The 26722-nt window shown below is 72.1% G+C and carries 21 protein-coding genes, 1 tRNA gene, 1 other RNA gene and 2 pseudogenes; 10 read left to right on the forward strand and 15 right to left on the reverse strand.

Features of this window, described 5'->3' with window-relative positions; translation table 11 throughout:
• Positions 1–76: 76 nt before the first annotated feature.
• The gene (locus tag AB0K65_RS02580; protein ID WP_009067182.1) at positions 77–373 is read right to left on the reverse strand and encodes a type II toxin-antitoxin system VapB family antitoxin; all 297 of its coding nucleotides are present in this window, start codon (positions 371–373) and stop codon (positions 77–79) included.
• 105 nt (positions 374–478) lie between these two features.
• Here AB0K65_RS02580 and AB0K65_RS02585 point away from each other — a divergent pair, with 105 nt between their 5' ends.
• Together AB0K65_RS02585 and AB0K65_RS02590 are read left to right on the forward strand one after the other, a co-directional pair.
• A complete protein-coding gene (locus AB0K65_RS02585) occupies positions 479–2077 on the forward strand; it encodes a helicase HerA-like domain-containing protein (RefSeq protein WP_365713497.1) in 1599 nt (532 codons plus the stop codon).
• A 174-nt stretch (positions 2078–2251) separates the two neighbouring features.
• Positions 2252–2992: a class I SAM-dependent methyltransferase gene (locus tag AB0K65_RS02590; RefSeq protein WP_365713499.1), complete on the forward strand. Its 741-nt coding sequence runs from the start codon at positions 2252–2254 to the stop codon at positions 2990–2992.
• A gap of 193 nt (positions 2993–3185) precedes the next feature.
• Here AB0K65_RS02590 and AB0K65_RS02595 read toward each other — a convergent pair whose 3' ends face one another.
• The 4 genes and pseudogenes from AB0K65_RS02595 to AB0K65_RS02610 form a co-directional block, all read right to left on the reverse strand.
• Positions 3186–4748 carry a M28 family metallopeptidase gene (locus AB0K65_RS02595; protein ID WP_365713501.1) on the reverse strand — a complete coding sequence of 521 codons (1563 nt, stop codon included), beginning with the start codon at positions 4746–4748 and terminating at the stop codon, positions 3186–3188.
• Between the two features lie 115 nt (positions 4749–4863).
• Positions 4864–5466 carry an HhH-GPD-type base excision DNA repair protein gene (locus tag AB0K65_RS02600; RefSeq protein ID WP_365713503.1) on the reverse strand — a complete coding sequence of 201 codons (603 nt, stop codon included), beginning with the start codon at positions 5464–5466 and terminating at the stop codon, positions 4864–4866.
• 52 nt (positions 5467–5518) lie between these two features.
• Positions 5519–5876: pseudogene (locus tag AB0K65_RS02605) on the reverse strand (hypothetical protein); the annotation flags it as partial.
• Between the two features lie 4 nt (positions 5877–5880).
• Positions 5881–6672 carry a TetR/AcrR family transcriptional regulator gene (locus AB0K65_RS02610; RefSeq protein ID WP_365713505.1) on the reverse strand — a complete coding sequence of 264 codons (792 nt, stop codon included), beginning with the start codon at positions 6670–6672 and terminating at the stop codon, positions 5881–5883.
• Positions 6673–6858: 186 nt separating this feature from the next.
• Here AB0K65_RS02610 and wrbA point away from each other — a divergent pair, with 186 nt between their 5' ends.
• Positions 6859–7467 (forward strand): NAD(P)H:quinone oxidoreductase, encoded by a 609-nt coding sequence (wrbA, locus tag AB0K65_RS02615; protein WP_365713507.1) that lies wholly within the window; start codon positions 6859–6861, stop codon positions 7465–7467.
• 157 nt (positions 7468–7624) lie between these two features.
• Here wrbA and AB0K65_RS02620 read toward each other — a convergent pair whose 3' ends face one another.
• Positions 7625–8992: a sigma-70 family RNA polymerase sigma factor gene (locus AB0K65_RS02620; RefSeq protein ID WP_365713667.1), complete on the reverse strand. Its 1368-nt coding sequence runs from the start codon at positions 8990–8992 to the stop codon at positions 7625–7627.
• A complete protein-coding gene (locus tag AB0K65_RS02625) occupies positions 8989–9405 on the reverse strand; it encodes a YciI family protein (RefSeq protein WP_365713509.1) in 417 nt (138 codons plus the stop codon). The genes AB0K65_RS02620 and AB0K65_RS02625 overlap by 4 nt, the downstream gene beginning before the upstream one ends.
• 126 nt (positions 9406–9531) lie before the next feature.
• On the opposite strand from AB0K65_RS02625, the gene AB0K65_RS02630 reads away from it, so the two are divergent.
• Positions 9532–10176, forward strand: a complete 645-nt coding sequence (locus AB0K65_RS02630; RefSeq protein ID WP_365713511.1) for a MarC family protein — start codon at positions 9532–9534, stop codon at positions 10174–10176.
• Positions 10177–10237: 61 nt separating this feature from the next.
• Here AB0K65_RS02630 and AB0K65_RS02635 read toward each other — a convergent pair whose 3' ends face one another.
• The 3 genes and pseudogenes from AB0K65_RS02635 to AB0K65_RS02645 all read right to left on the reverse strand — a co-directional run.
• Positions 10238–11467, reverse strand: a complete 1230-nt coding sequence (locus tag AB0K65_RS02635) for a winged helix DNA-binding domain-containing protein (RefSeq protein WP_365713513.1) — start codon at positions 11465–11467, stop codon at positions 10238–10240.
• Between the two features lie 106 nt (positions 11468–11573).
• The gene (locus tag AB0K65_RS02640; RefSeq protein WP_365713515.1) at positions 11574–12629 is read right to left on the reverse strand and encodes an aldo/keto reductase; all 1056 of its coding nucleotides are present in this window, start codon (positions 12627–12629) and stop codon (positions 11574–11576) included.
• 153 nt (positions 12630–12782) lie between these two features.
• Positions 12783–12959, reverse strand: a pseudogene (locus AB0K65_RS02645) (ArsR family transcriptional regulator); the annotation flags it as partial.
• A gap of 50 nt (positions 12960–13009) precedes the next feature.
• Here AB0K65_RS02645 and AB0K65_RS02650 point away from each other — a divergent pair.
• On the forward strand, positions 13010–13594 hold the full coding sequence (locus tag AB0K65_RS02650; protein ID WP_365713517.1) for an MFS transporter: 585 nt from the start codon (positions 13010–13012) through the stop codon (positions 13592–13594).
• 9 nt (positions 13595–13603) lie between these two features.
• Here AB0K65_RS02650 and AB0K65_RS02655 read toward each other — a convergent pair whose 3' ends face one another.
• The 4 genes from AB0K65_RS02655 to AB0K65_RS02670 form a co-directional block, all read right to left on the reverse strand.
• On the reverse strand, positions 13604–13804 hold the full coding sequence (locus AB0K65_RS02655; protein WP_365713519.1) for a DUF4287 domain-containing protein: 201 nt from the start codon (positions 13802–13804) through the stop codon (positions 13604–13606).
• A 73-nt stretch (positions 13805–13877) separates the two neighbouring features.
• Positions 13878–16148, reverse strand: coding sequence for an ABC transporter permease (locus AB0K65_RS02660; protein WP_365713521.1), 2271 nt, complete (start codon positions 16146–16148; stop codon positions 13878–13880).
• Complete coding sequence (locus AB0K65_RS02665; RefSeq protein ID WP_365713523.1) at positions 16145–16819, reverse strand: ABC transporter ATP-binding protein; 675 nt, start codon at positions 16817–16819, stop codon at positions 16145–16147. The genes AB0K65_RS02660 and AB0K65_RS02665 overlap by 4 nt, the downstream gene beginning before the upstream one ends.
• 59 nt (positions 16820–16878) lie before the next feature.
• Positions 16879–17076, reverse strand: a complete 198-nt coding sequence (locus AB0K65_RS02670) for a hypothetical protein (RefSeq protein ID WP_365713525.1) — start codon at positions 17074–17076, stop codon at positions 16879–16881.
• A 765-nt stretch (positions 17077–17841) separates the two neighbouring features.
• On the opposite strand from AB0K65_RS02670, the gene AB0K65_RS02675 reads away from it, so the two are divergent.
• Positions 17842–20250, forward strand: a complete 2409-nt coding sequence (locus tag AB0K65_RS02675; RefSeq protein ID WP_365713527.1) for an excinuclease ABC subunit UvrA — start codon at positions 17842–17844, stop codon at positions 20248–20250.
• A 136-nt stretch (positions 20251–20386) separates the two neighbouring features.
• Here AB0K65_RS02675 and AB0K65_RS02680 read toward each other — a convergent pair.
• Positions 20387–20474 (reverse strand) — tRNA-Ser (locus tag AB0K65_RS02680).
• Between the two features lie 129 nt (positions 20475–20603).
• On the opposite strand from AB0K65_RS02680, the gene ffs reads away from it, so the two are divergent.
• From ffs to AB0K65_RS02700, 4 genes are all read left to right on the forward strand, one after another.
• Positions 20604–20702: signal recognition particle sRNA small type (gene ffs, locus AB0K65_RS02685), an RNA gene on the forward strand.
• A gap of 44 nt (positions 20703–20746) precedes the next feature.
• On the forward strand, positions 20747–22918 hold the full coding sequence (locus tag AB0K65_RS02690) for a DNA polymerase III subunit gamma and tau (RefSeq protein WP_365713529.1): 2172 nt from the start codon (positions 20747–20749) through the stop codon (positions 22916–22918).
• A gap of 61 nt (positions 22919–22979) precedes the next feature.
• Complete coding sequence (purD, locus tag AB0K65_RS02695) at positions 22980–24230, forward strand: phosphoribosylamine--glycine ligase (RefSeq protein WP_365713531.1); 1251 nt, start codon at positions 22980–22982, stop codon at positions 24228–24230.
• Positions 24231–24471: 241 nt separating this feature from the next.
• The gene (locus AB0K65_RS02700) at positions 24472–26403 is read left to right on the forward strand and encodes a hypothetical protein (protein ID WP_365713533.1); all 1932 of its coding nucleotides are present in this window, start codon (positions 24472–24474) and stop codon (positions 26401–26403) included.
• Positions 26404–26722: the final 319 nt, after the last annotated feature.

The raw sequence follows: 26722 nt of genomic DNA on the forward strand, positions 1-26722 counted from the left end.
TGGATGATCATGTGATCGCGTCCGGATGGGTGGAAGAGTCCCCGAACGGGTCAGGCGCTGATCCGAACGGGGCGCCCTAGTCCATTTCCAGCACTCGGGCGTGCAGGACCTGCCGCTGCTGAAGCGCGGCGCGGACCGCGCGGTGCAGGCCGTCCTCCAGGTAGAGATCGCCCCGCCACTTCACGACGTGCGCGAAGAGGTCGCCGTAGAAGGTGGAGTCCTCGGCGAGCAGCGTCTCCAGGTCCAGCTGGCCCTTGGTGGTCACCAGCTGATCGAGGCGGACCGGGCGCGGCGCCACGTCCGCCCACTGCCGGGTGCTTTCCCGGCCGTGGTCGGGATACGGCCGCCCGTTACCGATGCGCTTGAAGATCACACGGAAAGCCTACCGGGCGAGCGGCTCCCGGCGCAGCCACGAGGACGCGGTGGGATGCTGGGCCGAACCGCCGCGTACCGTCACAAACCCGGAATGGGGTCCGCCATGAGTGTGAGCGCAGTGCCTCCCACCGGCGAGGTCGCGAAGATCGCGGCGGGATACGGGTTCACCGGGGCGGCACTCGAACTGGGGGCCCTGCTCTGGGACGGCGCGTGTCACCCGGACGCGCCGATCCGGGTCCCGCTGGCCGTGCTCAACCGCCACGGGCTGGTCGCCGGCGCCACCGGCACCGGCAAGACGAAGACCCTCCAGCTCATCGCCGAGCAGCTCTCGGCGCACGGCGTGCCCGTCTTCCTCGCCGACATCAAGGGGGACGTCTCGGGCATCTCGGCGCCGGGCGAGGACGGCGAGAAGGTCCGTGGGCGGGCGGCGCAGGTCGGGCAGGAGTGGGCGGCGAAGGGCTTCCCCTGCGAGTTCTACGGACTCGGGGGCACCGGCCCCGGCATCCCCGTGCGGGCCACCGTCACCCGCTTCGGGCCCGTCCTGCTGTCGAAGGTGCTCCAGCTGAACCGGACGCAGGAGCAGTCGCTCGGCCTGATCTTCCACTACGCGGACGCGAAGGGTCTGGAGCTGGTGGACCTGAAGGACCTGCGGGCGGTGGTGGCCTTCCTGGTGTCGGCCACCGGGAAGGCGGAGCTGAAGGCGATCGGCGGGCTGTCGACGGTGACGGCCGGGGTGATCCTGCGGGCCCTGACCGCCTTCGAGCAGGAGGGCACGGGCGGGTTCTTCGGGGAGCCGGAATTCGACACGGCCGCGTTCCTGCGGACGGCGGAGGACGGGCGCGGGGTGGTGTCCGTACTGGAGCTGCCGGCCGTGCAGGACAGGCCGCGGCTGTTCTCGACGTTCCTGATGTGGATGCTGGCGGACCTCTTCCACGACCTGCCGGAGGTCGGGGACGTGGAGAAGCCGAAGCTGGTCTTCTTCTTCGACGAGGCGCACCTGCTCTTCGACGGGGCGTCGAAGGCGTTCCTCGAGTCGATCACGCGGACGGTGCGGCTGATCCGCTCGAAGGGGGTCGGGGTCTTCTTCGTGACCCAGACGCCGAAGGACGTACCCGGAGACGTGCTGGGGCAGCTGGGCAACCGGGTGCAGCACGCGCTGCGGGCCTTCACCCCGGAGGACGCGACGGCGCTGAAGGCGACCGTGCGGACCTTCCCGAGGTCGGCGTACGACCTGGAGGAGGTCCTGACGGGTCTGGGCACGGGCGAGGCGGTGATCACCGTCCTGAGCGAGACAGGCGCGCCGACGCCCGTGGCGGCGACCCGGCTGCGGGCGCCGGAGTCCTTGATGGGGCCGGTGGCGGGGAGCGCCGTGGAGGCGGCGGTGAAGGGGTCGGCGCTCTACGGGCGGTACGCGGAGGCGGTGGACCGGGAGTCGGCGTACGAAAGGCTCACGGCCGCGGATCGGGTGGAGGCGTCGGGGGAGCGGGCGCCGGAGCCGGCCGAGCCGGCCGAGCCGGCCGAGCCGTCCGAGCCGTCCGGATCCTCCGGGTCGGGGTCGGGGGCGCCGGCCGAGGACCGCTCGCTCGCGGAGCAGGTGGTCGGCAGCGGTGTCTTCACGTCCCTCGCGCGCTCGATCGGCACGCAGCTGGGCCGGGAGATCTCCCGCTCCCTCTTCGGTACGGCCCGGCGGAGGCGGCGGTGAGGGGCGGGGCGGGTCTCTCGTACGCGAGGCCGTGACGAGGTCCGGATCTTTGTGGTTTCCGCCAGTACGACGGTTCGTCAGGACACGGAGAGACTGCCAGAAGACGGCCGTGGCGTGCCCAGGGGCAAGGGGGCCGGGGCCGGGAGTCGACGACGTACAGGGGAGGACGGCACGATGGCCGTGCAGCTTTACGACGAGATCGGTGAGGCGTTCGAGGGCTTCAAGGCCCTGCCGCTGGCGCGGTACGGAGAGGTTCCCGGCTTCCTGGGCATGGTCGGTGACGTGCGGGGCAAGTCGGTCCTCGACCTGGCCTCCGGTACGGGCTTCTACAGCAGGGAGTTCATGAGGCGCGGCGCCGCGGAGGTCTTCGGCGTCGACATCTCGACCGAGATGGTCGCCGTGGCACGGGCTTTCGAGGAGCGCGAGCCGCTGGGGGTGCGCTACGAAGTCGGTGACGTGGCCGAACTGCGGCCCCTGGACAAGCGCTTCGACCTCGCCGTGGGAGTCCAGCTGCTGCACTACGCGCCGGACGTGGCGGCCATGGAGCGGATGTGCCGGAACGTGCACCGGAGCCTGAAGTCCGGTGGGGAGTTCTTCGTGCTGGCCCAGAACCCCGACTACCGCTTCGACGGGCCGTCCCTGGCGAAGTACGGCTTCCTCTGCGAGCCGACCGGCGAGGAGATCGAGACCGGGCCGCGGGTGAGGATCACGGCGCTGCTCGATCCGCCGATCTCCTTCGTGGGGACCAATCCGCCCCGCGAGGTCTACGAACGGTGTCTGCGGGCGGCCGGATTCGGCGAGCCGACCTGGGCGCCCGTGGAGGTGTCCGAGGCCGGCGTGCGCGCGTTCGGCGCGGACTTCTGGGCGGACCTCCGTGCCAATCTCCCGCTGGTGATGCTGCGCTGCCGCGCCTGATGACCAGCCGGGCGGCGGCCGGGTGGTGCGGACGCGGGCCCGGAGAGGCGATGCCTCTCCGGGCCCGCGGCCCTGCTGCTGCCCGAGCGCGGCCGCCCCGTGGCCCCGGCCGGCCCCGTGACCCGGCCGGGTCCGGAACACGGCCGGCCTCGGGCCCGGTTCCGGGTCGCCCCGGGCCGGGCCGCCGGCGGTCCTACTCGGTGACCTCGTGGTCGTGACCGTCGTGCAGGCCGCCACCGCTGCCCGCGTCGCCGTCCGTCGGGGTGGAGACGACCGGCTTGCGCAGGGAGCTGATGTCGTGGGCGTAGGTGCCCACGGCGTTGGCGATCACGTCGATGTTGACGTCGAAGGCCGTCATGTTGATGTTCGACAGGTCGTCGCCGGCGGCGTGGTAGTTCACGTCGTACGCGACACCCGCCGTCCCGCCGAACTTCGCCGCCTGCGCGGCCGTCTTGATGCCCTCGGCGCCGGTGAACGTACCGCCGGACGGGATGCCGATCTCGATGAACGGGCCGTAGTCCGAGCGGCCGGTGAAGTCGGTGCCCTCGTGCGGCTTGCCCTGCTTGTCGAGGAAGGCGTTGATGTCGCGCTCGAGCTGCGCGGAGCCCTCCGGGCCCGCGCCCGAGCCGACGCCGTCCGAGTTGTCGCCGTCGTAGACGAACAGGCCGTAGTTCGGCGAGGCGATCATGTCGAAGTTGAGGTAGAGCTTGACTTCCTTCTTGTCCAGCTCGCTCATGTTCGCGACGTAGTGCTCGGAGCCGAGCAGGCCGTTCTCCTCGGCGGACCACCAGGCGAAGCGGACCTTGTTGCGGACCTTGTCCTTGGACTCGGCCAGCTCCAGGGCCGCCTGGAGCAGCCCGGCGGAGCCGGAGCCGTTGTCGTTGATGCCGGGGCCGGCCGTCACCGAGTCGAGGTGCGCGCCGAGCATCACGGTGTTGGCGGCGTTGCCGCGCTTCGTCTCCGCGATGACGTTGTTCGTCGTGCGCTTCTCCTGGAGCTGGCGGATCTCGAAGGAGAGGGTGACCGGGCCCTTGGCCAGGTCGGCGACGAGCTTGGCGCCCTCGGCCTGGGTGATGCCGCCGGTCGGGATCTTGCCCGCCGCCGGCTCGCCGAGGGTGCCGGAGAGCACGCCCTCGGCGTTGTTGTAGACGATCGCGCCCGCGGCGCCCGCCGCGGCCGCGTTCTCCTGCTTGACGGCGAAGGCGCAGCCGCCGCGCTTGATGAGCGCCACCTTGCCGGTGAACGTGCCGGAGGCGAAGTCGCCCGGCTCGCATCCGGTGGTGCCGTCGGCGTCGACCGGGACGGCGGCCAGCTCGGCCTTGATGCCGCCGACCGGCGTCGACTTGGTGTAGGTCATCGCCTTGATGTCGAACGCGCGCGGGGCGGGCGACACGACGGAGGCCTTCTCGGCCAGCGTCTCGGTGTAGACGAAGTCGAACTTCTGGTACGAGACGTTGTAACCGGCCTTCTTGAGCTGCTGGTACACGTACGCCGCGGAGGCGTCGTGTCCGAGCGAGCCGGCCGCGCGGTGGCCGCCGGTCGAGTCGGCTATCGCCTGGAACTTCTGGAGGTGCTTGTAGGCGCCCGAGGCGGACGTCTCACGGACGAGCTTCTTCGCCAGCTTCGCGGCGTCCCTGGCGGGTGCGGCCCCCGGGTCGGCGGTGGCGGTGGCGGGGGAAGCGGCGGCCAGCAGGAGCGGGGTCGCGAGTGCGGCTGCGGCCAGAGTGGCCGCGGCTCTGCGATGGGATGCGTTCACAGAGGTCCTTCCCGGTGCGAACGAGGTTGAGGGGAAGTTAGCGATCTCTGGTGCTCTCTGTGAACAGCTTGGTCGCAATTCATGTCACATTCCGCAGGATTGACATCCGGAATCATCAATTCCCCGTGGTCTTCGCGGCCTTTGCGGTCTTTGCGGCGGCTTTCGCCTCCTGCTTGAAGGCACGGACCTTCGCGAGCGACTCCGGTCCGGTGATGTCGGCGGCCGACCGGTACGAGCCCTCGTCGCCGTAGGATCCGGCGGCCTCCCGCCAGCCGCGCGGCCGCACGCCGTACTGCTTGCCGAGCAGGGCGAGGAAGATCTGCGCCTTCTGCACCCCGAAGCCCGGCAGCGCCTTCAGCCGGTCCAGCAGCTCCTTGCCGGTGCCCGCGTCCGACCAGACGGCCTCGGCGTCACCGCCGTACTCGTCCACCAGGAACGCGCACAGCTGCTGGATCCGCTTGGCCATCGAGCCCGGATAGCGGTGCACGGCGGGTTTGTCGGAAAGCAGCGCGGCGAACGCCTCCGGGTCGTACGCCGCGATCTCCCCCGCGTCGAGATCGTCACGGCCCAGGCGCCGCGCGATGGTGTACGGACCGGAGAACGCCCACTCCATGGGCACCTGCTGGTCGAGCAGCATGCCCACGAGCGCGGCGAGCGGGGAGCGGCCGAGGAGCTCGTCTGCCTCGGTCTGCTGGGCGAGGTGGATCTGGGTACTCATACCTCGATGATCGCGCGACGCACTGCCCGGCGCGCGGCCTGTGGACGGCGCTTCACCCGTCCGCGAAGCGCCCCGGCGCGGCCAGGACGCGGTCGCGGGGTACCGTCGCCGCCCAGGTGACCCGCGCTCGCGACGACCGGCGGTTCGGCGTCCGGCCGGGCGCGGCTCGGCTCCCGGGCCGTGGTCAGGGGCCCGGCCATGTCCAGCCGGCCGTGAATCGGGACGCCGGGATCCCCCGCGGGCCGGTGGGTGCCCCCGGGACCCCCCGCGGGCCGGTGGGTACCCCCGGGATCACCCGCGGGCCGGTGGGCGCCGCTGATCAGCTGGTGGGCGCCAGGGATCAGCGCGCCCTCCTCCAGCCACGCGCCGTGCGCGAAGCGGTGCGTACGGATACGGACGAGGCCGAGCCGGGTGTCATGGACCAGGTTCGTCCACGGGGTGCCCCTGCCCCCCACGGACAGCACCGCGCCCCTGGTCGGCGCGCGGCTCCGGCGCCGTGAGGGCGAGCACCTCGGCTATCCCCGCCTTGAGTTCGTCGGCGGTCAGGCCCCGCTCCACCGACAGGTGGTGCATCAGGCTCGGCGAGAACGGCGCGAGCAGCAGGTGGGCGAGGAGCGAGCCGTTCGCCTCCGGCCTGACCCGGGAGACCAGCAGGGCGACGTGGGTGTGCATCGCCAGGTAGGCGCCGCTGGTGTAGCGGGCGCTGGGCGCGGCGGCCTGGGCGGCGAGGAGGAGTTCGCGCTGCTCGATGACCCGGTCGACGAGCGCGTCGAGGAACGCGGTGAGCCGTTCGGCGGCCGGTGCGCCGGGGCCGAGCGGCGCCGGGCCGCTCATGTACGCCTCCTGGAACTGCCGTTCCCGGTCGTCGAGGAGCGCCCAGAGCAGCTGGGCCACGTCGCCGAAGCGGCGGTAGACCGTGCCGACGCCGATCCCGCTGGCGTGGGCGACCTGGTTCATGGTGACGGCCTCGGGGCCGACCTCGGCGACGATCCGGGCGGCGGCGTCGAGGATCTTGCGCCGGTTGCGGGCGGCGTCGGCGCGCTCGGGTGCGGGCTGGTCCGCGGTGCGCAGGAGGGTGAGGGCCGCCGGGGGCCGCGGGGTGAGCGCGATGCGCGCCGGGCCGCTCTCCCCGGACGGGGCCGGGGAGGAAGCCGCCGCTTGGGCCCGTGCGTCCCGGGGTTTCTCCTGCGGGGTCTTCGCGCTCATCGCCGTACGCCTGCCCTTCGTCTTGTCGTGCCCCCTCGTTCCGTCCGTGACACGAGCATAACGGAGCGCTATCCGGTTCTCCCGGGCCTCCGGTTGCGAAGTGGATGGCTATCCGTTTAGGCTCGGGGCTTGAATCGGAAAAGAATCCGGTTAGAGACATCCGTTGAGGGATTCGAGGGGCTCGCCATGTCCGTCAAGGTTGCTGTCATCTACTACTCGGCCACGGGGAACGTCCACACGCTCGCCCAGGCCGTCGCCGAAGGCGCCGAGAAGGCCGGCGCGGAGGTCCGTCTGCGGCGCGTGCCCGAGCTGGCCCCGGACGCCGCCATCGACGCGAACCCGGCCTGGCGCGCCCACGTCGACGCCACCGGCGACGTGGAGGTCGCCACGCTCGACGACCTGGAGTGGGCGGACGCGTACGCGCTCGGATCGCCGACCCGGTTCGGCAACGTCGCGGCGCAGCTGAAGCAGTACATCGACACCAGCGGCGGTCTGTGGCAGCGGGGCGTCATGGCCGACAAGGCGGCCACCGCCTTCACCAGCGCCCACAACGTGCACGGCGGCAACGAGTCCACGCTGCTCGCGCTCTACAACTCCTTCCACCACTGGGGTTCGGTCATCGTCTCCCCCGGCTTCACCGACCCGTCGGTCTACGCGGGCGGCGGCAACCCCTACGGCACCGCGCACCCCGGCGCCAACGGCGCCCCGGAGGAGAACGTCCTCCAGGCGGCCCGCTACCAGGGCACCCGGCTCACCACGATCGCCAAGCGCCTGAAGGGCCTGGCGACCGACTGACCGGACGGCGACCGACTGACCGGACGACGACCGGCCGACCTGCGGCGGCCTGCCGACCTACGGCGCCTCCCGACCTGGGGAGGGCGACCGGCCGAACGGCGGCCGGCCGGCCGGTCGGCGACAGCCGCCCACGCGACGAGACGGGCGGTCCGCAGGCTCATTCGGCCAGGCGGGCCGCCTTCGTCCGCAGATAGTGGCGCTCCGGACCGCTGAGGGTGTGACGGGCCGCCGACTGGTAGGCGGCCCGGGCGGCCTCGGTGTCGCCCGCGCGTTCCAGCAGGTGGGCGCGGACCGCCTCCAGACGGTGGTGGCCCCGCAGCCGGGGCTCGAGGGCGGCGAGCTCGCTCAGGCCGGCCCTGGGGCCGTGGACCATGGCGAAGGCGACCGCGCGGCCGAGTTCCGCCATCGGATCCGGCGCTCCGGCGACGAGGACGTCGTACAGCGCCAGGATCTGCGGCCAGTCCGTGTCCTGCGCGCGAGGCGCCTCGTCATGGAGGGCCGCGATGGCCGCCTGGAGCTGGTAGGGCCCCGGCGGTCCCTCGGCGAAGGCCTCCTCGACCAGGGCCGTGCCCTCGGCGATCGCGGCGGCGTCCCAGAGTGTCCGGTCCTGTTCGTCGAGCGGGACCAGCTCGCCGTGCGGCCCCGTGCGCGCCGCGCTGCGGGCCTCCGTGAGCAGCATCAGCGCCAGCAGACCGGTCACCGCGCCCTCGCGCGGCAGCAGGCGGCGCACCTCCCGGGTCAGCCGGATCGCCTCGCCCGCCAGGTCGGCGCGGTGGAGCGCCGGGCCCGAGGTGGCGGTGTACCCCTCGTTGAAGATCAGGTAGAGGACGTGGAGGACGGCCGGCAGCCGGGCGTCCCGGCGGCCCGGCCGGGCGGGGCCGGACGGTGGCCTGTCGGGGCCGGCCGGTGACGCGTGAGGGCCGGCCGATGACCCGTCGGGGCCGTCCGGTGGTCTGTCGGGGCCGGCCGGTGACGCGTGAGGGCCGGCCGACCGGGAGGAGCCGGACGCTTCGGGGCCCGGCTCGGGAGGCGGCGAGAAGGGGCGGTCCTTCAGCTTCCGCTTCGCCCGGCTGATCCGCTGGGCGATCGTCGCCTCCGGTACGAGATGGGCCCGCGCGATCTCGGCGGTGGTGAGGCCCCCCACCGCGCGCAGCGTCAGGGCCACCCGGGCGGCCGGGTTGAGCGCCGGGTCGCAGCAGAGGAAGAGCAGCGTCAGCGTGTCGTCGTCGGACGGCGCCGCCCGGACCTCCCGCGGCTCCAGGCGCACCGCCGTCTCCTCCCGCCGGGCCCGCGCCTCGTCCGCCCGCATCTGGTCGGTCAGCCGCCGCGCCGCCACCCGGATCAGCCAGCCCCGCGGGTTGGCGGGCGTCCCCGCCCGCGGCCACTGCCGGGCGGCGGCCAGCAGGGCCTCCTGGACGGCGTCCTCCGCGGCGTCGAAGTGTCCGTACCGCCGCACGAGCGCGCCGAGGACCTGCGGCGCGTGCCGGCGCAGCAGGTCCTCGATCCGGGACTCCTCCACGGTCAGACGTCGCCTCCGCCGCGCTCGTCGATCGGCCGGATCACCACCGGAGACTCCTTCGACCCGGCGGGCACCGGACACTGCGCCACCCGCGCCGCGATCTCCGTGACGCGCTCCAGGCTCTCGCAGTCGAGCACCCAGTAGCCGGCGAGCAGCTCCTTCGTCTCCGGGTAGGGCCCGTCCGTGACCACCGGCCGGCCGTCCTGGTCGGCGGTGACGAACCGGGTCTGCGCCGGCTCGACGAGCCCCTGCGCGTCGACCATCTCACCGGACTCGGAGAGGTCGTCGCTGATCGAGTTCATGTAGGCGAACATCGCCCGCAGGTCCTGCTCGGTCCAGGCCGGGCTGCCGGGCGAGCCCTTGCCGTTCATGGCGTCGTAGTCCGCCTGCGAGCCCTGCACCATGACGAGGTACTTCATGACGTGCTCCTCGTATCGTCTTCCTCGGCTGTCTGCCTTTCACAGGGGACGTCGGAGCCGGGTCGCGTTTCTCGACACCGCGCGGGAGCGGATCCGCATTCTGCCGGGATTCCACCCGCAGGAACCATGATTGCGGGGGTGAACGACTTCGGCTTCTCCGCCTCCTTCATCACCTTCTTCTCGGTCGTCGGCCCGCCGAAGGTGCTCCTGGCCTTCGCCGGCCTGGCCCAGCTCCACTCGCCCCGCCAGCTCCGGATGATCGCCCTGGTCGCGTCCGGCGCCGCCGTCCTCGTCGGCCTTCTGACCGGCATCACCGCGCCGTGGCTGCTCGACCTCTTCCACATCAGCACCCCCGCCCTCCAGCTCGCGGGCGGCGCCATCTTCTTCCTCTACGCCGTCGGTCTCGTCCTCGGCCTCCACCTCGGCTCGGACGGCCCGCAGCAGGACGCGCCCGACCTGGTCAGCGGGGTCCGCGAGCTGCTCATGCCGTACGTCGTGAGCCCTCTGGCGATGACGGCGGTACTGATCGAGGCGGCGGCCCGCGACTCCTGGACCTGGCGCTCGACGGTCGTCGGCTCCTACGTCTGCGTCATCGTGCTCGACCTCGTCTGCGTCCTGCTCCTGACCCGCCTCCTGCGCCGCACCCACCACGCCACCATCGAACTCCTCGGCCGTCTCCTCGGCCTGCTGCTCGCGGCGGTCGGCGTGGACCTGGTCCTCGACGGCCTCGCGGAGCTGGGAGTGGAGAATCTGGACCGCGACGGACACTAGGGAGTGTCCGGAGGCCGTGTCCGGGTCGTGCCCCGAGGTCCGGCCCCGCGGGGTCGCGCGCTCAGGCTCCGGCCGACAACTCCCTCTCCAGCGGCGTACGGAAGCGCGGGGTCACCCGGACGGCGCCGATCCGGTCCGCGAGGCCGGCGGCCTCCGCCGCGATCGCCGAACGGGCCTCCTCGCCCACGTCGTCGAGCAGCCGCCAGGCGATCTCGCCGTCCGGGCGCTGGGCCCAGCCGCCGACGATCCGGCCGTCCCACCAGACCGTCGGCCCGATGTTCCCGCTGCGGTCGTAGAGGGCCGGCCGGAGCGCCGGATCCAGGAACCAGTCGCGCAGCCGCCACCCCATGGCCGTCGGGTCGAGCGCGGGCAGCAGCGCGGCCCAGGGCTCCGGCGCCGGCACGGGACCGGTGTCGCCCGGCAGGACGTGGCCGGTGCCCTCCGCCAGCTCCACGGCCCGCGCGCCGACCGCCGCGAGCGCCTTGCGGACGTCGGTGACCCTCCAGCCGGTCCACCACTTCAGATCGTCCTCGGTCGCCGGACCGTAGGCCGCGAGCCACTGCCGTACGAGTACGGCGTGCGCGTCGGCGTCCGACGGGTCGGCGCGCTCGGGGGCGAGGGCCCAGCGGAAGCGGCTGGAGGTCCAGGCGCCCTGCGGACGCCCGCGGGCGATCCGGCCCTCCATGCCCAGCACGCGCAGCAGCCGGCTGGAGAGCGGCTGCGGACCCTCCTGCCGGGTGCCGACTCCGTACACGTACTCCGCCCGCAAGCGGGGGACGGCCGCACCCAGCTCGGTGCCCGTCGCCTCGCCGCGCGCCTCCAGCTCGGCGAGCAGCAGGCGTTCGGTCTCCGCCAGCCACTCCGCGTCGTACGAACTGCCCGCGGCCAGGTGCCTGAGGAGCGAGGCGCGTTCGCGGGCGGCGACGTCACGGGTGGTGGAGGCGTGCACGGCGGGGACGAGCGCGGTGGGGAAGACGAAGATCGTGTGCCGCATGCCGTGCATCCGGGTCAGCGACCGGTCCTCGTACAGGGCCCGCTCCAGCCCGGCGACGGCGTCCTCCCGACCGCCGCCGGCGCGCGAACCCTCCCCGCCGTCGGCGCCGCCGGCCAGTCGTGCCCCCACAGCGAGGAACACCGTCGCCGGGTCCGTGGCGTGCAGGGCCACCAGCGACCCGGCCACCTCCTCGACGGTGTCCGCCTTCGCCTCGCCCGCCAGCCGGTGCCGCACGGCGAGCCGCGCCCGCCGCTCGGCCGCGTCGATCCGTCGCGCGCCCTGCTTCGTGCTCCCCATGCCGGCAAGCATGGAGGAAGGGTCTGACAACCGACACCGGACGGCCTCGCGCCGACCGGCTGGCCCCGGTGAGGGCCGGAGGCCGGTCGAGGGGAGCGGGCCCGTCTCACCCCGCCGCGCGGTCCCCCACCGGCCGACGCCGCAGCGAGGCGTCCGTCAGGGCGGGCGGCCGCCAGACCCCGTCCGGCTGGTAGAGGTTCGCCCCCGGCGGGACGATCGCGTCGACGCGGTCGAGGACGTCGTCGTCGAGGACGAGCGGGGCCCCCTTGAGCAGGCCCTCCAGCTGGTCCATCGTCCGGGGCCCGATGATCACGGAGGTGACGGCCGGGTGCGCGGCCGGGAAGGCGATCGCCAGCTCGGGCAGCGAGCACCCGGTCTCCTCCGCGAGGGCCACCAGCCGCTCCACCGCGTCCAGCTTGGCGTCGTTGCCCGGGACCGCCGGGTCGAAGCGGTGCGGCGTGAGCGCGGCCCGCCCGCTGGTCAGATCGACCGGCCGCCCCTTGCGGTAGCGGCCGTTGAGGAAGCCGGACGCCAGCGGACTCCAGGTCATCACGCCCATCCCGTACCGCTGGGCCACCGGCAGCACCGACGCCTCGACACCCCGCGCGAGCAGCGAGTACGGCGGCTGCTCGGTGCGGAAACGGCGCAGCCCGCGCCGCTCGGCGACGTGGTGCGCCTCGGCGATCTCCTCGGCGGGGAAGGTGGAGCAGCCGAACGCCCGGATCTTGCCCTGGGAGACGAGGTCGCCGAGGACCCCGAGGGTCTCCTCGATGTCCGTCCGGTGGTCGGGCCGGTGCACCTGGTAGAGGTCGATCCACTCCGTGCCGAGCCGCCGCAGGCTCTCCTCGACGGCCCGGGTGATCCAGCGGCGGGAGTTGCCGCTCCGCCCGCGCGCCTCGCCCATCGGGAAGTGCACCTTCGTCGCGAGGACGACGTCGTCCCGCCGCCCGGGGTCGCGGAGCGCCTTGCCGACGATCGTCTCGGACTCGCCGGCGGAGTACATGTCGGCGGTGTCCACGAAGTTGACGCCTTGGTCGAGGGCGGCATGGATGATCCGTACGCAGTCGTCATGGTCCGGATTGCCGACGGCGCCGAACATCATGGTGCCGAGGCAGTACGTGCTGACGTCGATCCCGGTCCCGCCGAGTGTCCGATAACGCATGCGCGCACCCTACGAATTGGAGTGCGCTCCAAGGCAAGGGCCGAGGAAGCCCGCCGGTGGACGGTGGAGGACGTCCGGCCGTTCCCGGGGCAGGCCGTGTCCGGTGCCGGGGACGCTCACGGCCCGGGCCCACGCCCCGCTCCCCGGCCTCTCTCATACGGACTCCCCTGTGGGGGTGAGCAGGGCGTCCGCCACCGCGGTACGGGCGTACAGCACGGACCGGCCGCTGCGGTGGGCGGTGACGAGCCCGGCGTCGCGCAGGGCGGTGAGGTGCTGGGAGACGCCGACCGCCGACAGGCCGGAGAGCGCGGCGAGTTGGGTGGTCGACGCCGCGGAAGGGCACCGGGGCGGATGACCGCCGTGAGGGCACCGGCTACGGCGTGGTGCTCCGGGACAGGCTGGCCCTGCTGCTCCTGCCCCTGTTCGGTGTCCAGCTGTTCGTGTACTCCCTCACCGAGGTCGCCCTGCCGCTGGCGATGCACGACAGCGGGCTCTCCCCGGCGGTGTACGGGGCGATGGCGGCGGTCAACGCGGTGCTCGTGGTCGTCCTCCAGCCGTTCGCGACCGCGCGGCTGGCGGGGCTGCCCCCTCTTCCGGTGCAGTGCGCGGGCAGCGTCCTGATCGCCGTCGGCGTGGCCCTGACCGGCGCCGCGGACGGGGTCGTGGCCTATACGGTCTCGGTGGTCGTCTGGTCCCTCGGCGAGGTCTGCGTCGCGGGCATCGCGGCGGCCGTCGTCGCCAACCTCGCCCCACCCCACGCCCGCGGCCGCTACCAGGGCGCCTTCGGCTGGACCTGGGGCGTCGCCCGCTTCGCCGCCCTCACCCTGGGAGTCACCCTCTACACCGCCGTGGGTCCGGCCGCCCTCTGGTGGACGGCCCTGACCGCCGGCCTCCTCTCGGCGGCGGCGACGCTCACCCTCACGCGCCGCGTCGCCCACCGCACGGCCCACGCCCTGGCGGCGTGAGGGGACCCGTCACTCGGCGAGGGTGTGGGCGACCAGGGCGTTGGCGTGGCCGTGACCGAGGCCGTGCTCGGTCTTGAGCCAGGAGACGAGCTCCATGTGCTTGGTCAGGGGCGAGGCGCGGATGAGCGCCTTCCACTCCTCGACCGGGCGCCCGTACTTCCTCTCGATGGAGGGGAAGTAGCTGGCGGGTCCCTTGACGGGCTGGGTCATGGTCGGCACCTCTCGGCTCGGCGTGCGTGATCCTCTACGAGTTCGACCGGGCCCGCCGACGGAACTCATCGGTTCAGTCGCGCCGAATGTGCTCCGGGTCGACATGCCGCCGCACGAGCGGCAACGACGCGACCCCGGCGACGACCAGCACCCCCAGCGTGCAGGCCAGGAGCAACGGCAGCCCACTCCAGTCCCAGTGCACGGCCCCGCCCCCGGTGATCAGATAACTCGACTCGGCCAGCCACCCGGTGACCACGGCGGCCCCCAACCCGACCCCCAACGGCACCAGAACCTGCACACACTGCGCCGCCCGCAACGTCCCCGCCCGCGCTCCGAGTAACACGAGAGCGGTGACCTGACTCCGCCGCTCCATGGCCCGATCGGCGACGGACACGACGAAGGCGGCGACGCTGATGACGAGCCCGAGGACCATCCCGGCGGCGAGGAGGCTGCGGATGACGGTGAGTTGCTGGAGGGCTTCGATGTGGATGCCGACGGGTTGGACTCTGGCGGTGGGGGCGATGGCTCCGACGCCGTCGAGGACCCTGCGGACAGTTTCGGGTTCTGAGCTGCTGAGGAGGTTGAGGTCGCTGTCCGCCAAGATGGCTCCGGGCGGGAGATGGGAGGGCGGAACGAGCACGTCCGGACTGATTCCAGCTAACTGGTGGTTGTGGACGACTGCGGCCTGCTTCGGGACTGTGACTGTGAACTTCCTGCCACTTTGCAGCAGGAAAGGATAGGAAAGGAGAGGCTTCGAATTCTGTTCTTCCGAGAGATTGGCGTGACTCAGCCTGAGGACTTTTCCATCGACGCAGCCGGATACCGACTTGGTGAAACTTGCATACTGGGCGCAGCTACCGATGGCGGCGTAGATCGTTGGACCGAATGCTTCGCTATTTGGCGTCCAGGATCGCGTTACGACGGAATGACTCCGAACCCCCTCCACCCTCACGATGCTTTCGCGCTGTTGCGGGGAGAGCTCAGCTAGCGAAAGGCGATAGGTTTGGACGGGGGAGGTGTTACGGCTGACTTGACTGAGTTCGACGAGGACGCCCTGGGTGAGCGACGTCGCATAGACCAGCAGGACAAGGCCAGTCACGACTCGCAGAGAGCTCCCTGGCTCGACTTCCATCCGGCGCATCGCGAGAGCTAGCGGAAGCGAACGTGCGGTGCGAGCCAGACGGCTAGCCAGCCATGAGGTCGCAGGAGCGAGTCCGAAAACAAGGCCCGCTCCCGTCAGGAGGACGGCACCGGGTACGAGGAGTGAGTTGGCTGACCCTCCGGAGGGATCCTTGCCAAGGACGCTGAGGACGCAGTACCCGCCGATGACTCCGAGGCCTGGAACAAGGAGCAAGGTGCCGTACCTATTGGGTGGTCTGCCCACCGCGCTACGGCGCACGTTGAGGGGGGTGAGAGCTGCCTGGCGGGCGTGATGCCGTCCGACGAACCAGGCGAGGGCGGGGCTGCCCATCAGGCAGAAGGAGAGAGTCGAGACAGTCGGGTGTCCGTCGGAGGGATACCAGTGGAGGCCCGGCAGCCCGATCCGAGCCATGATCTCGTTGGCGGTGATGTAGATGCCCACCCCCACGAAGGCTCCAAGGAAGGCTGCTGTGACAGTCTCTGCGGCATTGACCCGAATCGTGTTCTTGACACTCAACCCGACGAGGCGAAGCGAGGCCAGCCTCCTCGCCCGTGACTCTGCGGAGAGACGTGCACAGACGGAGAGAAACACCGCCAGGGGCAGCAGTACGACGCAGGAGAGCGTGAATCGCAAGATATCGAGCGTGGACTCTTCCACTGCGTTGAATCTTGGGTATCGGCCACCGAAATGATGCAGTGGACTGGCGTCCGCCAGCTGATCAGTGGTGGTGCCGATATAGGCGTACAACTCGTCGGGGCCGGTAAGCCCCGCCGGCCCAATAGTTCCGGTCACCGTGCCCGGTAGCAGTCCCGCCAGGTCAGGGTGCTCCGTCAGTACCTCTTCGAGGCGGGGGGAGACGACGACTTCGCCGGCGGCCGGGAGTCGACTTACGCCGGGTGGAACCGGCGTCGAGTCGGAGATCGGACCCGCGAGGAACACGCGTCGCAGGCGCTGCGCTCCGTAAGCGTCCTCATGGCTGAGGTAAACGAGGCCAGTGTTAGGACTTCTGTCGTCCATCTCGGCCGACTGCGGCTCGCGAGGGATGGTTCGCGCGTCGTGCGCTGCAAGAATCCCGGGGATCGTGAGGACGGCGGCAAGGCAGGCCACTCCCAGTGAGCAGCCGAACGTCATGAGAGCGAAGCGAGCACGTCCCTGGCGACCGCCGCCCCACAAGAGGCGCAGCCCCAAGAAGAACGGGTTCATGAGGCTCCCTCACGCGCCAGGATCCCGTCGGTCATCGTGTAACGCGCGTCGGCGTGTGAGGCGACGGCCGCATCGTGAGTGACGATCACCACGGCGGTGCCCTGATCGCGTGCCAGCCGCAAGAACTCCTCCAACACTGCCGCGGCGTTGGCACTGTCCAGTGCGCCCGTCGGCTCATCGGCGAAGACCACCGCCGGCCGGTGGACGAGAGCCCTCGCAACCGCCACACGTTGGCTCTGCCCACCCGAGAGCTGTGACGTACGGCGCTGCAACAGATCGGTCATGCCAAGTCGCCCCAGCACCTCCCCGGCCGCCGCAAGCGCTGGTGCCTTGCGTTGGCCGGCAAGCCGCAATGGCAGGGCGGCGTTCTCCTCGGCGGTCAGTTCGGGAAGCAGTTCGCCGTACTGGAAGACAAAACCGAAGCGTTCCCGCCGCAGGGTGCTCAGTTCGTCGTCGTCAAGCGTCGCAAAGGCGATACCGTCGAAGGAAACGCTGCCGCACGTCGGGGCGAGTACCCCTGCCAGGCAGTACAACAGCGAGGATTTCCCCGACCCGCTGCTGCCCATGATGGCGGCCACCTCGCCCGATTGAAGAGCGAAGTCCGCACTGCTGACGGCCTGGTGCGCTCCATAGAAGAGATCCACGCCTTCAGCGCAGAGAATGGCGTCCATGATGATGCGATCTCCTTTTGCGCACGGAGGCCGCGTCGGCGGCCTCCGTGACCAGCAAATTAGCGGGTGCTTCGCTCGTAGTACACGTGGTCCGAGCAGTTGTCAGGGCGCAGGGAGCCTCGATCGCGACAAGCGCGGAGCCACGCTTGTCCCGTCTGCTGGACGGCACCGTCGTAGATCACCTTGTCCAGGTAGATGCTGCGCTTCTGTACCCCCCTGAAGCGCTTCCAGCTGTAGCCCTCGACCCTCGTGTCCAAATAGACGTTGTGCCCGTCGTCGGGGTCGGTATCACCCAGCCGTCCGGTGAAGTGGAGCCCTCCGTGGTTTTGCCCCTTGGGTTCCCACTTGGACTTCCCTTGGGCGAACTGAACACCACCACTGGACAGATGCGGCATTGTTCGCCACCCATCCGCCACCGCGGCCCCCATCCCCCCGACGAACAACCCCACCGCCACCGCCACCGTCGCCAACTTCCGCACGATTCCTCCAGAGATGAGAGCGCCCACCTGGGCGTGACGGAAAGTATTCCGACGATCACTGGGCGCACGCGCGGGCGGAACGTCTCTGCCCCCGCACGTCGCTCGAAGCGGTGAACTAGCCGAAAACCCCCGCCGTCGCCCCCCGGGCATGCCTGGCCCGCGGCACAGCCTCCGCAGTAACGTCCAGCCAGCCCGTACGCAGGGGGGCCGGGTATGGGGGTGGCCGGTGAGGTTCCGCGTGACGTCCGTCGACCCGTTCGGGGCCGACGGTGACCGGCCCCGCCGCACCCCGCCCCCCAGGGCCCCGCACCCCCGGCCCCGCCCCCTCCGGGCTCGGCTCCCGCCCCCCACCCCCCACCCCGTCAGTATTCGAGAAGCGCCACCCCCCGCCCCCCGCCTAGCGTGAGACCCGGCCCCACAAGCCGTGCCGCGCCCCGCGACAACATACGCAAACCGCACATACTGCTCGCAGCTGGTCGGATCGAGCCAGGCGACGCCGACGGAGACCGCGCCCGCGGCTTCCGCCCAACGGAGGGAAACACGATGAGCAAGGCCCAGAGGACGGATACGCAGTCGCCTGCGCCGCACTTCGCCGACAGCCACGATCTGATCCGCGTGCACGGGGCGCGCGAGAACAACCTCAAGGACGTCAGCATCGAGATCCCGAAGCGCCGGCTGACGGTCTTCACCGGGGTCTCCGGCTCGGGCAAGAGCTCGCTCGTGTTCAACACGATCGCCGCCGAGTCGCAGCGGCTGATCAACGAGACGTACAGCACCTTCGTCCAGGGCTTCATGCCGACCCAGGCGCGCCCCGAGGTGGACGTGCTCGACGGGCTGACGACGGCGATCATCGTCGACCAGCAGCGGCTGGGGGCCGACCCGCGGTCCACCGTCGGTACCGCGACCGACGCCAACGCGATGCTCCGCATCCTCTTCAGCCGGCTCGGCAAGCCGCACATCGGCCCGCCGAGCGCGTACTCCTTCAACACCGCCTCGGTCCGGGCCAGCGGCGCGATCACCGTGCAGCGGGGCGACAAGACCAAGGCCGAGAAGGCGACGTACGAGCGCACCGGCGGCATGTGCACGCGCTGCGAGGGGCGGGGCTCGGTCTCCGACATCGACCTCACGCAGCTGTACGACGACTCCAAGTCGATCGCGGAGGGCGCGTTCACCATCCCCGGCTGGAAGTCGGACAACGTGTGGACGGTGGGGATCTACGCCGAGTCGGGCTTCCTCGACCCGAACAAGCCGATCCGTCGGTTCACGAAGAAGGAGATGCAGGACTTCCTCTACCGCGAGCCGACCAAGGTGAAGGTCAATGGCGTCAACCTCACCTACGAAGGGCTGATCCCCAAGATCCAGAAGTCGTTCCTGTCCAAGGACAAGGAGGCGATGCAGCCGCACATCCGGGCGTTCGTGGAGCGGGCGGTCACCTTCACCACGTGCCCGGAGTGCGACGGCACCCGGCTCAGCGAGGGGGCGCGGTCGTCGAAGATCAAGCGGATCAGCATCGCCGACGCCTGCGCGATGGAGATCCGGGACCTGGCGGAGTGGGTCCGCGGCCTGAAGGAGCCGTCGGTGGCGCCGCTGCTCGCCGCGCTGCAGCAGACCCTCGACTCGTTCGTGGAGATCGGCCTCGGCTACCTCGCGCTCGACCGGCCGGCGGGCACGCTGTCGGGCGGTGAGGCGCAGCGCGTGAAGATGATCCGGCACCTCGGGTCGTCGCTCACGGACGTCACGTACGTCTTCGACGAGCCGACGATCGGTCTGCACCCGCACGACATCCAGCGGATGAACGACCTGCTGCTGCGGCTGCGGGACAAGGGCAACACGGTCCTGGTCGTCGAGCACAAGCCGGAGGCGATCGCGATCGCCGACCACGTCGTGGACTTGGGGCCTGGCGCGGGAACGGCGGGTGGCACGGTCTGCTTCGAGGGCACGCTGGAAGGTCTGCGGGCCAGTGGCACGATCACCGGCCGCCATCTGGACGACCGGGCCGTGCTCAAGGAGTCGGTCCGCAAGCCCACGGGCGCGCTGGAGATCCGCGGGGCGTCGGCGAACAACCTGCGGAACGTCGACGTGGACATCCCGCTCGGTGTGCTGACCGTCGTCACGGGCGTCGCGGGGTCGGGCAAGAGCTCGCTGCTGCACGGGTCGCTGCCCCGGCAGGCGGAGGCGGCCGGCGAGGGGGTGGTATCGATCGACCAGAGCCCGATCCGTGGTTCGCGGCGGAGCAATCCGGCGACGTACACCGGCCTGCTGGAGCCGATCCGCAAGGCGTTCGCCAAGGTCAACGGCGTGAAGCCGGCTCTCTTCAGCGCCAACTCCGAAGGGGCCTGCCCGACCTGCAACGGCGCGGGTGTCATCTATACGGACCTGGCGATGATGGCCGGTGTCGCGACGACGTGTGAGGACTGCGAGGGCAAGCGCTACCAGGCGTCGGTGCTGGAGTACCGGCTCGGCGGGCGTGACATCAGCGAGGTGCTGGCGATGTCGGTGACCGAGGCCGAGGAGTTCTTCGGCTCGGGCGAGGCGCACACCCCTGCCGCGCACCGCATCCTCGACCGGCTCGCGGACGTCGGGCTCGGCTATCTCAGCCTCGGCCAGCCGCTCACCACGCTCTCGGGCGGCGAGCGGCAGCGGCTGAAGCTGGCCACGCACATGGGGGACAAGGGCGGCGTCTACGTCCTGGACGAGCCGACCACCGGCCTCCACCTCGCGGACGTCGAGCAGTTGCTCGGTCTGCTGGACCGGCTGGTCGACGCCGGCAAGTCGGTCATCGTCATCGAGCACCACCAGGCGGTCATGGCCCACGCGGACTGGATCATCGACCTCGGCCCGGGCGCGGGACACGACGGCGGCCTGGTCGTCTTCGAGGGCACGCCGGCCGATCTCGTGGACGGCCGCTCCACCCTCACCGGCGAACACCTGGCGGCCTACGTCGGCGCCTGACCCCACCACCCGGGCACCCGCCCGGGGCCGACCGCCGCCCGCCCGCGGCGGTCGGGCCCGGGCGGCGGAGAGCGTCAACGAAGAAGGGCCCCGCAGCAAGCTGCGGGGCCCTTCGACATCGTGCCCGGTGAGGCACTGGCGGAGGATACGAGATTCGAACTCGTGAGGGGTTGCCCCCAACACGCTTTCCAAGCGTGCGCCCTAGGCCACTAGGCGAATCCTCCGCGGCAAACAATACAAGACGTTGGGGAGTGCTCGCGAACCTGATCCACAGGAGCTCTCCCCGGAGGGTGTCGCGGGGTGGCCGTCGGCGACCGGGGGGCCGCGGGGGGCTCGGGATCGGGTACCCTGGGCGCAGCCCCTCACGTGGCGCTATCTGACTGAACTCCCCCAGGGCCGGAAGGCAGCAAGGGTAGGTCGGCTCTGGCGGGTGCGTGAGGGGCGCTTGCGTTTCCGGCGGCCCGCGTTGTCGGTGGGCGCCTATAACCTCGTATACGTGTCGTCTCTCGCGCTGTACCGCCGTTATCGCCCCGAGTCGTTCGCCGAGGTCATCGGGCAGGAGCATGTCACCGACCCGTTGCAGCAGGCCCTGCGGAACAATCGGGTCAATCACGCGTACCTGTTCAGCGGGCCCCGCGGCTGTGGAAAGACGACCAGCGCGCGGATCCTCGCGCGCTGTCTGAACTGTGAGCAGGGGCCCACGCCCACCCCGTGCGGGGAGTGCCAGTCCTGCCGTGACCTGGCACGGAACGGCCCCGGCTCGATCGATGTCATCGAGATCGACGCGGCTTCGCACGGTGGTGTGGACGACGCCCGTGACCTGCGGGAAAAGGCGTTCTTCGGGCCGGCGTCGAGCCGGTACAAGATCTACATCATCGACGAGGCGCACATGGTCACCTCGGCGGGCTTCAACGCCCTGCTGAAGGTGGTCGAGGAGCCGCCGGAGCACCTCAAGTTCATCTTCGCGACCACCGAGCCCGAGAAGGTCATCGGGACCATCCGGTCGCGGACGCACCACTACCCCTTCCGGCTCGTGCCGCCCGGCACCCTGCGGGAGTATCTCGGCGAGGTCTGCGGGCACGAGGGCATCCCGGTCGAGGACGGGGTCCTTCCGCTCGTCGTGCGGGCCGGTGCCGGGTCCGTGCGTGACTCGATGTCCGTGATGGACCAGCTGCTGGCCGGCGCCGCGGACGACGGTGTGACATACGCCATGGCGACCTCGCTCCTCGGCTATACGGACGGGTCGCTGCTCGACTCCGTGGTCGACGCCTTCGCGGCCGGGGACGGCGCCGCCGCGTTCGAGGTCGTCGACCGGGTCGTGGAGGGCGGGAACGATCCCCGCCGTTTCGTGGCCGACCTGCTGGAGCGGCTGCGCGACCTGGTGATCCTGGCCGCCGTGCCGGACGCGGCCGACAAGGGGCTCATCGACGCCCCCGTCGACGTCGTCGAGCGTATGCAGGCCCAGGCGTCCGTCTTCGGCGCCGCCGAGCTGAGCAGGGCCGCCGACCTGGTCAACACCGGGTTGACCGAGATGCGCGGTGCGACCTCGCCCCGGCTCCAGCTGGAGCTGATCTGCGCGCGCGTGCTGCTGCCCGCCGCCTTCGACGACGAGCGGTCGGTCCAGGCCCGGCTCGACCGGCTGGAGCGGGGTGCCGCGGCCGCGCCCGCGGCCGTCTTCACGACGACCTCGCCCGCTCCGGCCATGGGGTACGCCCCGGCTCCCGACCTCCACGCGCCGGTTCAGGAAGCACCCGCACCTGCCTCTCACCAGGCCCCGGCTCCGGTCCACCAGGCTCCGGCTCCCCAGTCCCCCGCACCCGCGCAGCCCGCGCCGCCTCCCGCCGCCCCCGCACCGGCCGCCCCCGCGCCTGCCGCCGAGGCGCCCCGGCCGGGTGCCTGGCCCGGGGCCGCCCGGCCCGGTGCGCCCGGCGCCTGGCCCGGCGCCTCCTCACCGGCCCCCTCCGCGTCCTCGCCCGCCGCCGCACCGCAGGCGTCCGGCGGCACGCCCCAGGTCTCCACGCCCGCGCCGGCCGCCGCCTCCGGGGAGATGGCCCAGGGTGCCGCCCAGGTGCGGAACATGTGGCCGTCGATCCTGGAGGCCGTCAAGAACCGCCGCCGCTTCACCTGGATCCTGCTCAGCCAGAACGCCCAGGTCGCCGGCTTCGACGGCACCACCCTCCAGCTCGGCTTCCTCAACGCCGGAGCCCGCGACAACTTCGCGAGCAGCGGCAGTGAGGACGTCCTCAAGCAGGCGCTGGCCGAGCAGTTCAACGTCCAGTGGAAGATCGAGGCGATCATCGACCCCTCGGGCGGGGTCGCGCCCCCGCCCGCCGCGACCAACTTCGGCGGCGGGCGCCCCGCCTCCCCGCCCCCGGCGTCCGCACCCCAGCCCTACCAGCAGCAGCCCCCGCAGCAGCAGTACGCGCCGCCCTCGGCGCCCCCGCAGCACGCCCCGGCTCCCGCGCCGCAGGGCCCGTCGGCCCCCGGAGGAGCCGCGTCCGCCGCCCCGTCGGCACGGCAGGCGCCGCCCGCGCCGCGGCCCGTCGCACCCGAGGACGACGTCCCGGAGGAGGACGATCCGGATCTCGTCGACTCCGCGCTCTCCGGCCACGACCTGATCGTGCGCGAGCTCGGAGCCACGGTCCTGGAGGAATACACGAACGAGTAGGAGCGTCTCGCTCGGTGGCCCGCACAAGGGGCATCCCGCCCCGCGGGCTACCCTGACCGGTGTGAAGGTCCTCGTCATCGGCGGCGGCGCCCGCGAACACGCCCTGTGCCGCTCTCTCTCCCTCGATCCCGTCGTCACCGCTCTGCACTGCGCGCCCGGCAACGCCGGAATCGCGGAGGTCGCCGAGCTGCACCCCGTCGACCAGCTGGACGGCCAAGCCGTCGCCCGGCTGGCCACCGACCTCCAGGCGGAGCTGGTCGTCGTCGGCCCGGAGGCACCGCTCGTCGCCGGTGTCGCCGACGCCGTCCGCGCCGCCGGCATCCCCTGCTTCGGCCCGTCCGAGGAAGCGGCTCAGCTGGAGGGCTCCAAGGCGTTCGCCAAGGACGTGATGGCCGGGGCCAACGTCCCGACCGCCCGCAGCTACGTCTGCACCACCCCCGAGGAGATCGACGAGGCGCTGGACGCCTTCGGCGCTCCGTACGTCGTCAAGGACGACGGTCTCGCCGCCGGAAAGGGCGTCGTCGTCACCGACGACCTCGAGGAGGCCCGCGCGCACGCGCTCGCCTGCGGCCGCGTGGTCATCGAGGAGTTCCTGGACGGCCCCGAGGTCTCCCTCTTCGCGATCACCGACGGCTTCACCGTCCTCCCGCTCACTCCCGCGCAGGACTTCAAGCGCGCGCTCGACGGCGACGAGGGCCCGAACACCGGCGGCATGGGCGCGTACTCCCCGCTGCCGTGGGCCGACCCCAAGCTGGTGGACGAGGTCATGGCCACCGTCCTGCAGCCCACGGTGGACGAACTGCGCCGCCGGGGAACGCCGTTCCAGGGCCTGCTGTACGCGGGACTGGCGATCACCGGCCGTGGCGTACGGGTCATCGAGTTCAACGCCCGCTTCGGCGACCCGGAGACCCAGGTCGTCCTCGCCCGGCTCAAGACCCCGCTGGCGGGCGTCCTGCTGAACGCCGCCAACGGCACTCTCGACAGCGAGCCGCCGCTCACCTGGCGCGACGACGCCGCCGTGACCGTGGTCGTCGCCTCGCACAACTACCCCGGCACTCCGCGGACGGGCGACCCGATCGAGGGCCTCGACGAGATCGCGGCGCAGGACGCGCCGCACGCGTATGTGCTGCACGCCGGCACGAAGCGGGACGGCGACGCGATCGTGAGCGCCGGCGGCCGCGTCCTGTCGGTCACCGCGACCGGCAAGGACCTCGCGCAGGCACGCGAACGGGCGTACGCGGCGGTCGGCCGGATCCGTCTGGACGGTTCCCAGCACCGGACGGACATCGCGCGTAAGGCCGCCGGGGAGTGACCCCCGCGCGTGCTGGGGGAGTGAACCCCCCAGCACGCCGCACCGTCATCACCTTTACCCAAAGCCATTCCATCGAGTGACGGCTGGGCCATCCGGATGACGCCCGCCACAGCCCCAACTAGGGTGCGGCGAAGGCGTTCCGGCACTTGGCCCACCGGCATTGCGATGTCGGTGCCGGGTGCCACAGTGGGGGAGTGAGCAACACCGCCACAGGCAGTCCCGACGACGGCAGGAGGGGGTGATGTACGGCGTGTCCGGTACCGGTTCCGTTGTCGGCGAGGAGATGGGTGCGCGCGCCGCGCGCTCCCGGGCCCTCGCCGTACTCCGCGTCCGCGGCAGGGCCCTCGCCGTCGCGCTGCTCCCCGCCGCCGCGGCCGTGGTCCTGTACGCCGGGGGTGTCACCGGCCACTTCACCGGCCCCGGCTGGGACACCGCCCGCTGGGTGGTGACCGTCCTCGCGCTCGTCGTCCTCCTCGCGGCGGCGGCCGTCGCCCTGGTCGTCGCCCGAGCCCGGCCGGCCGTCACCCCGACCGTCGAGCTCGCCGAGACAGCGGCCCCCGATCTCTACCGGATGGTCCGGGACCTCGCCGACCGGCTCGGGGTCCCCGCCCCCTCCGCGATAGCCCTGACGCCGGACTGCGACAGCTGGCTGGAGGACCGTACGCATCCGGCGCACGACCGCAGGGCCGGGCTGCGGCGCTCCTCCGACGCGCCCGTCCTCGTCATCGGCTCCCCCTTCCTCTGGTGGATGCGCGTCGGCGAGCTGCGCGCGGTCCTCGCCCCCGTCGTCGCCGGTACGGCTCCGGCCGCGCAGCCGGACATAGCCGCCGCCCGCCGCTTCGTGCAGGGACTGGACGCCGCCGTCGCCTCACCCCGGACCCCCGGACTCGACCCGTTCCGCCGGCTCGGCGCCCACGGGGTCGGGCGCGTCGCCCGGCTGCTGCTGCGCAGCTGTCGCGGGCACGCCGCGGAGATGGAACGGGGCGTCGCCGCGGCGGGCTCCGAGCGCGCCCAGGAGGTCGACTACGGCGTCCGGATCGTCGCCCAGGAACAGGTCGGCCTCGCCTACGCCGGCTGGGACCGGCTGCTGACCCGGGTGGCGCTGCCCGCCTGGCGGATGGGCCGCTGGCCGACGAGCCTCGACGTCGGTGTGGTCGCGGCCCTGACCGAGCTGTCCCGCCGCGACCGGCTCGCGGAGGGATTCACCACCCGGCTCGGTGAGCGCCCCGCCTGCGACCTGCTGGAGGAGCCCGGCGCGGTGGACGAGGCGGCCTCGCTGCTCGCCGCCCGGCTCTTCCACGGCGGCCCGGCCGAGCCCGGCCCCGACTGGTCCCCGGTGGAGTGGAGCCAGTATCCGGAGGAGGTCGTGGACCGCAAGTGGCGCGCGGACGCGGCCCGCCTCCACCAGGTGCTCGACGAGCTGGGCGTACGGCCCTCGGGGACCGCCGGCCGCTCGGCCGCCGACGGGCCGACCCTGACCCGGGTGATGTCCCACCTGTCGGTGCCGGCGCGTCAGGCCCGCCCCGGCGCCCTCGACGCCTCCACGGGCGCCGCCGCCGAGGCACCCTCCGCGGGCGCTCCCGCCGAGCCGGCCTTCCCGGACGCCGTGACGACCGGGCCGGCCCTCCCGGACGAGGCCCCCGCCGAGGCCCGCCCCGACGCCCCCGCCGAGGTCCGCCCCGAGGTCCGCCCCGAGGTCCAGCCGGGAGCACTCCCCGAAGCGCTCCACGACGACTTCTCCGACCCTCTTCCCGAGGTCCCGCCCCGGGTGAACGCCGCCGCCGACTCCCTCGCCGCCGCTCTGACCGCCCATGTGGCCCGTGAGGAGGCCGCCAAGCCCGCCGCGCCCGTCCCCGGGCCCCACGCCGCGGCGCTGGGCGGGAGCGAGGCCGACGACCAGCTGCCGCTCTTCCCGCTCCAGCCGCCCAGGACCGGGCGGGACCTGCTCGCCGACCACGTGACGGCGATGGTCTGCTGCGCCGCCGTGGACACCGCCGGCGCCGCCCCCGGCCTGGACTGGCTCGACGGCCCCGCGTTGCTGGTGGGCGGGGCCCGCAGCACGGACCTGGCCGCCCGCGTCCTCGCCCTCGTCGAGGACGGGGACGCGGAGCCCCTGCGCGTCTGGCTCACGAAGACCGGTGTCCGACCCGAGAAGCCGGTGCGCCTCGTGTGACGCCGAGCCGGCATGCGACCCCGGCGGTCGACCTCGGCATTCGACCTCGGCATTCGACCCCGGCAGTCGACCCCGGCAGTCGTGGACCGGGGCGGGCCCGGACGGCCCGTCCGGGGACGGGAGACGGCGAGCCCGGAGCCGTAAAACCCGGAAGCCCGCCTTCCGTTCACGTCAATTCGCGACGAACGGTGACGGAGTGCGTGCGTTATGTGATGTGCTGGGGACCGGCACTGACAGCAGCACATGACAGAGCCGCCGAGGCAGAGCCTGGGCGGCGGCCGGTACGGAACGAGCACACGGCACTGCACACGACACGGGG

Origin of the sequence: Streptomyces sp. NPDC053755 (genome assembly GCF_040677675.1) — a bacterium.
In the GTDB taxonomy this organism is placed as follows: Bacteria; Actinomycetota; Actinomycetes; order Streptomycetales; family Streptomycetaceae; genus Streptomyces.

Coding starts and splice junctions, on each gene's coding strand:
- AB0K65_RS02585 (WP_365713497.1), top strand. CDS start 479: ATGAGTGTGAGCGCAGTGCCTCCCACCGGCGAGGTCGCGAAGATCGCG.
- AB0K65_RS02590 (WP_365713499.1), top strand. CDS start 2,252: ATGGCCGTGCAGCTTTACGACGAGATCGGTGAGGCGTTCGAGGGCTTC.
- AB0K65_RS02600 (WP_365713503.1), bottom strand. CDS start 5,466: ATGAGTACCCAGATCCACCTCGCCCAGCAGACCGAGGCAGACGAGCTC.
- AB0K65_RS02610 (WP_365713505.1), bottom strand. CDS start 6,672: ATGAGCGCGAAGACCCCGCAGGAGAAACCCCGGGACGCACGGGCCCAA.
- wrbA (WP_365713507.1), top strand. CDS start 6,859: ATGTCCGTCAAGGTTGCTGTCATCTACTACTCGGCCACGGGGAACGTC.
- AB0K65_RS02625 (WP_365713509.1), bottom strand. CDS start 9,405: ATGAAGTACCTCGTCATGGTGCAGGGCTCGCAGGCGGACTACGACGCC.
- AB0K65_RS02630 (WP_365713511.1), top strand. CDS start 9,532: ATGATTGCGGGGGTGAACGACTTCGGCTTCTCCGCCTCCTTCATCACC.
- AB0K65_RS02635 (WP_365713513.1), bottom strand. CDS start 11,467: ATGGGGAGCACGAAGCAGGGCGCGCGACGGATCGACGCGGCCGAGCGG.
- AB0K65_RS02640 (WP_365713515.1), bottom strand. CDS start 12,629: ATGCGTTATCGGACACTCGGCGGGACCGGGATCGACGTCAGCACGTAC.
- AB0K65_RS02655 (WP_365713519.1), bottom strand. CDS start 13,804: ATGACCCAGCCCGTCAAGGGACCCGCCAGCTACTTCCCCTCCATCGAG.
- AB0K65_RS02660 (WP_365713521.1), bottom strand. CDS start 16,148: ATGAACCCGTTCTTCTTGGGGCTGCGCCTCTTGTGGGGCGGCGGTCGC.
- AB0K65_RS02665 (WP_365713523.1), bottom strand. CDS start 16,819: ATGGACGCCATTCTCTGCGCTGAAGGCGTGGATCTCTTCTATGGAGCG.
- AB0K65_RS02675 (WP_365713527.1), top strand. CDS start 17,842: ATGAGCAAGGCCCAGAGGACGGATACGCAGTCGCCTGCGCCGCACTTC.
- AB0K65_RS02700 (WP_365713533.1), top strand. CDS start 24,472: ATGTACGGCGTGTCCGGTACCGGTTCCGTTGTCGGCGAGGAGATGGGT.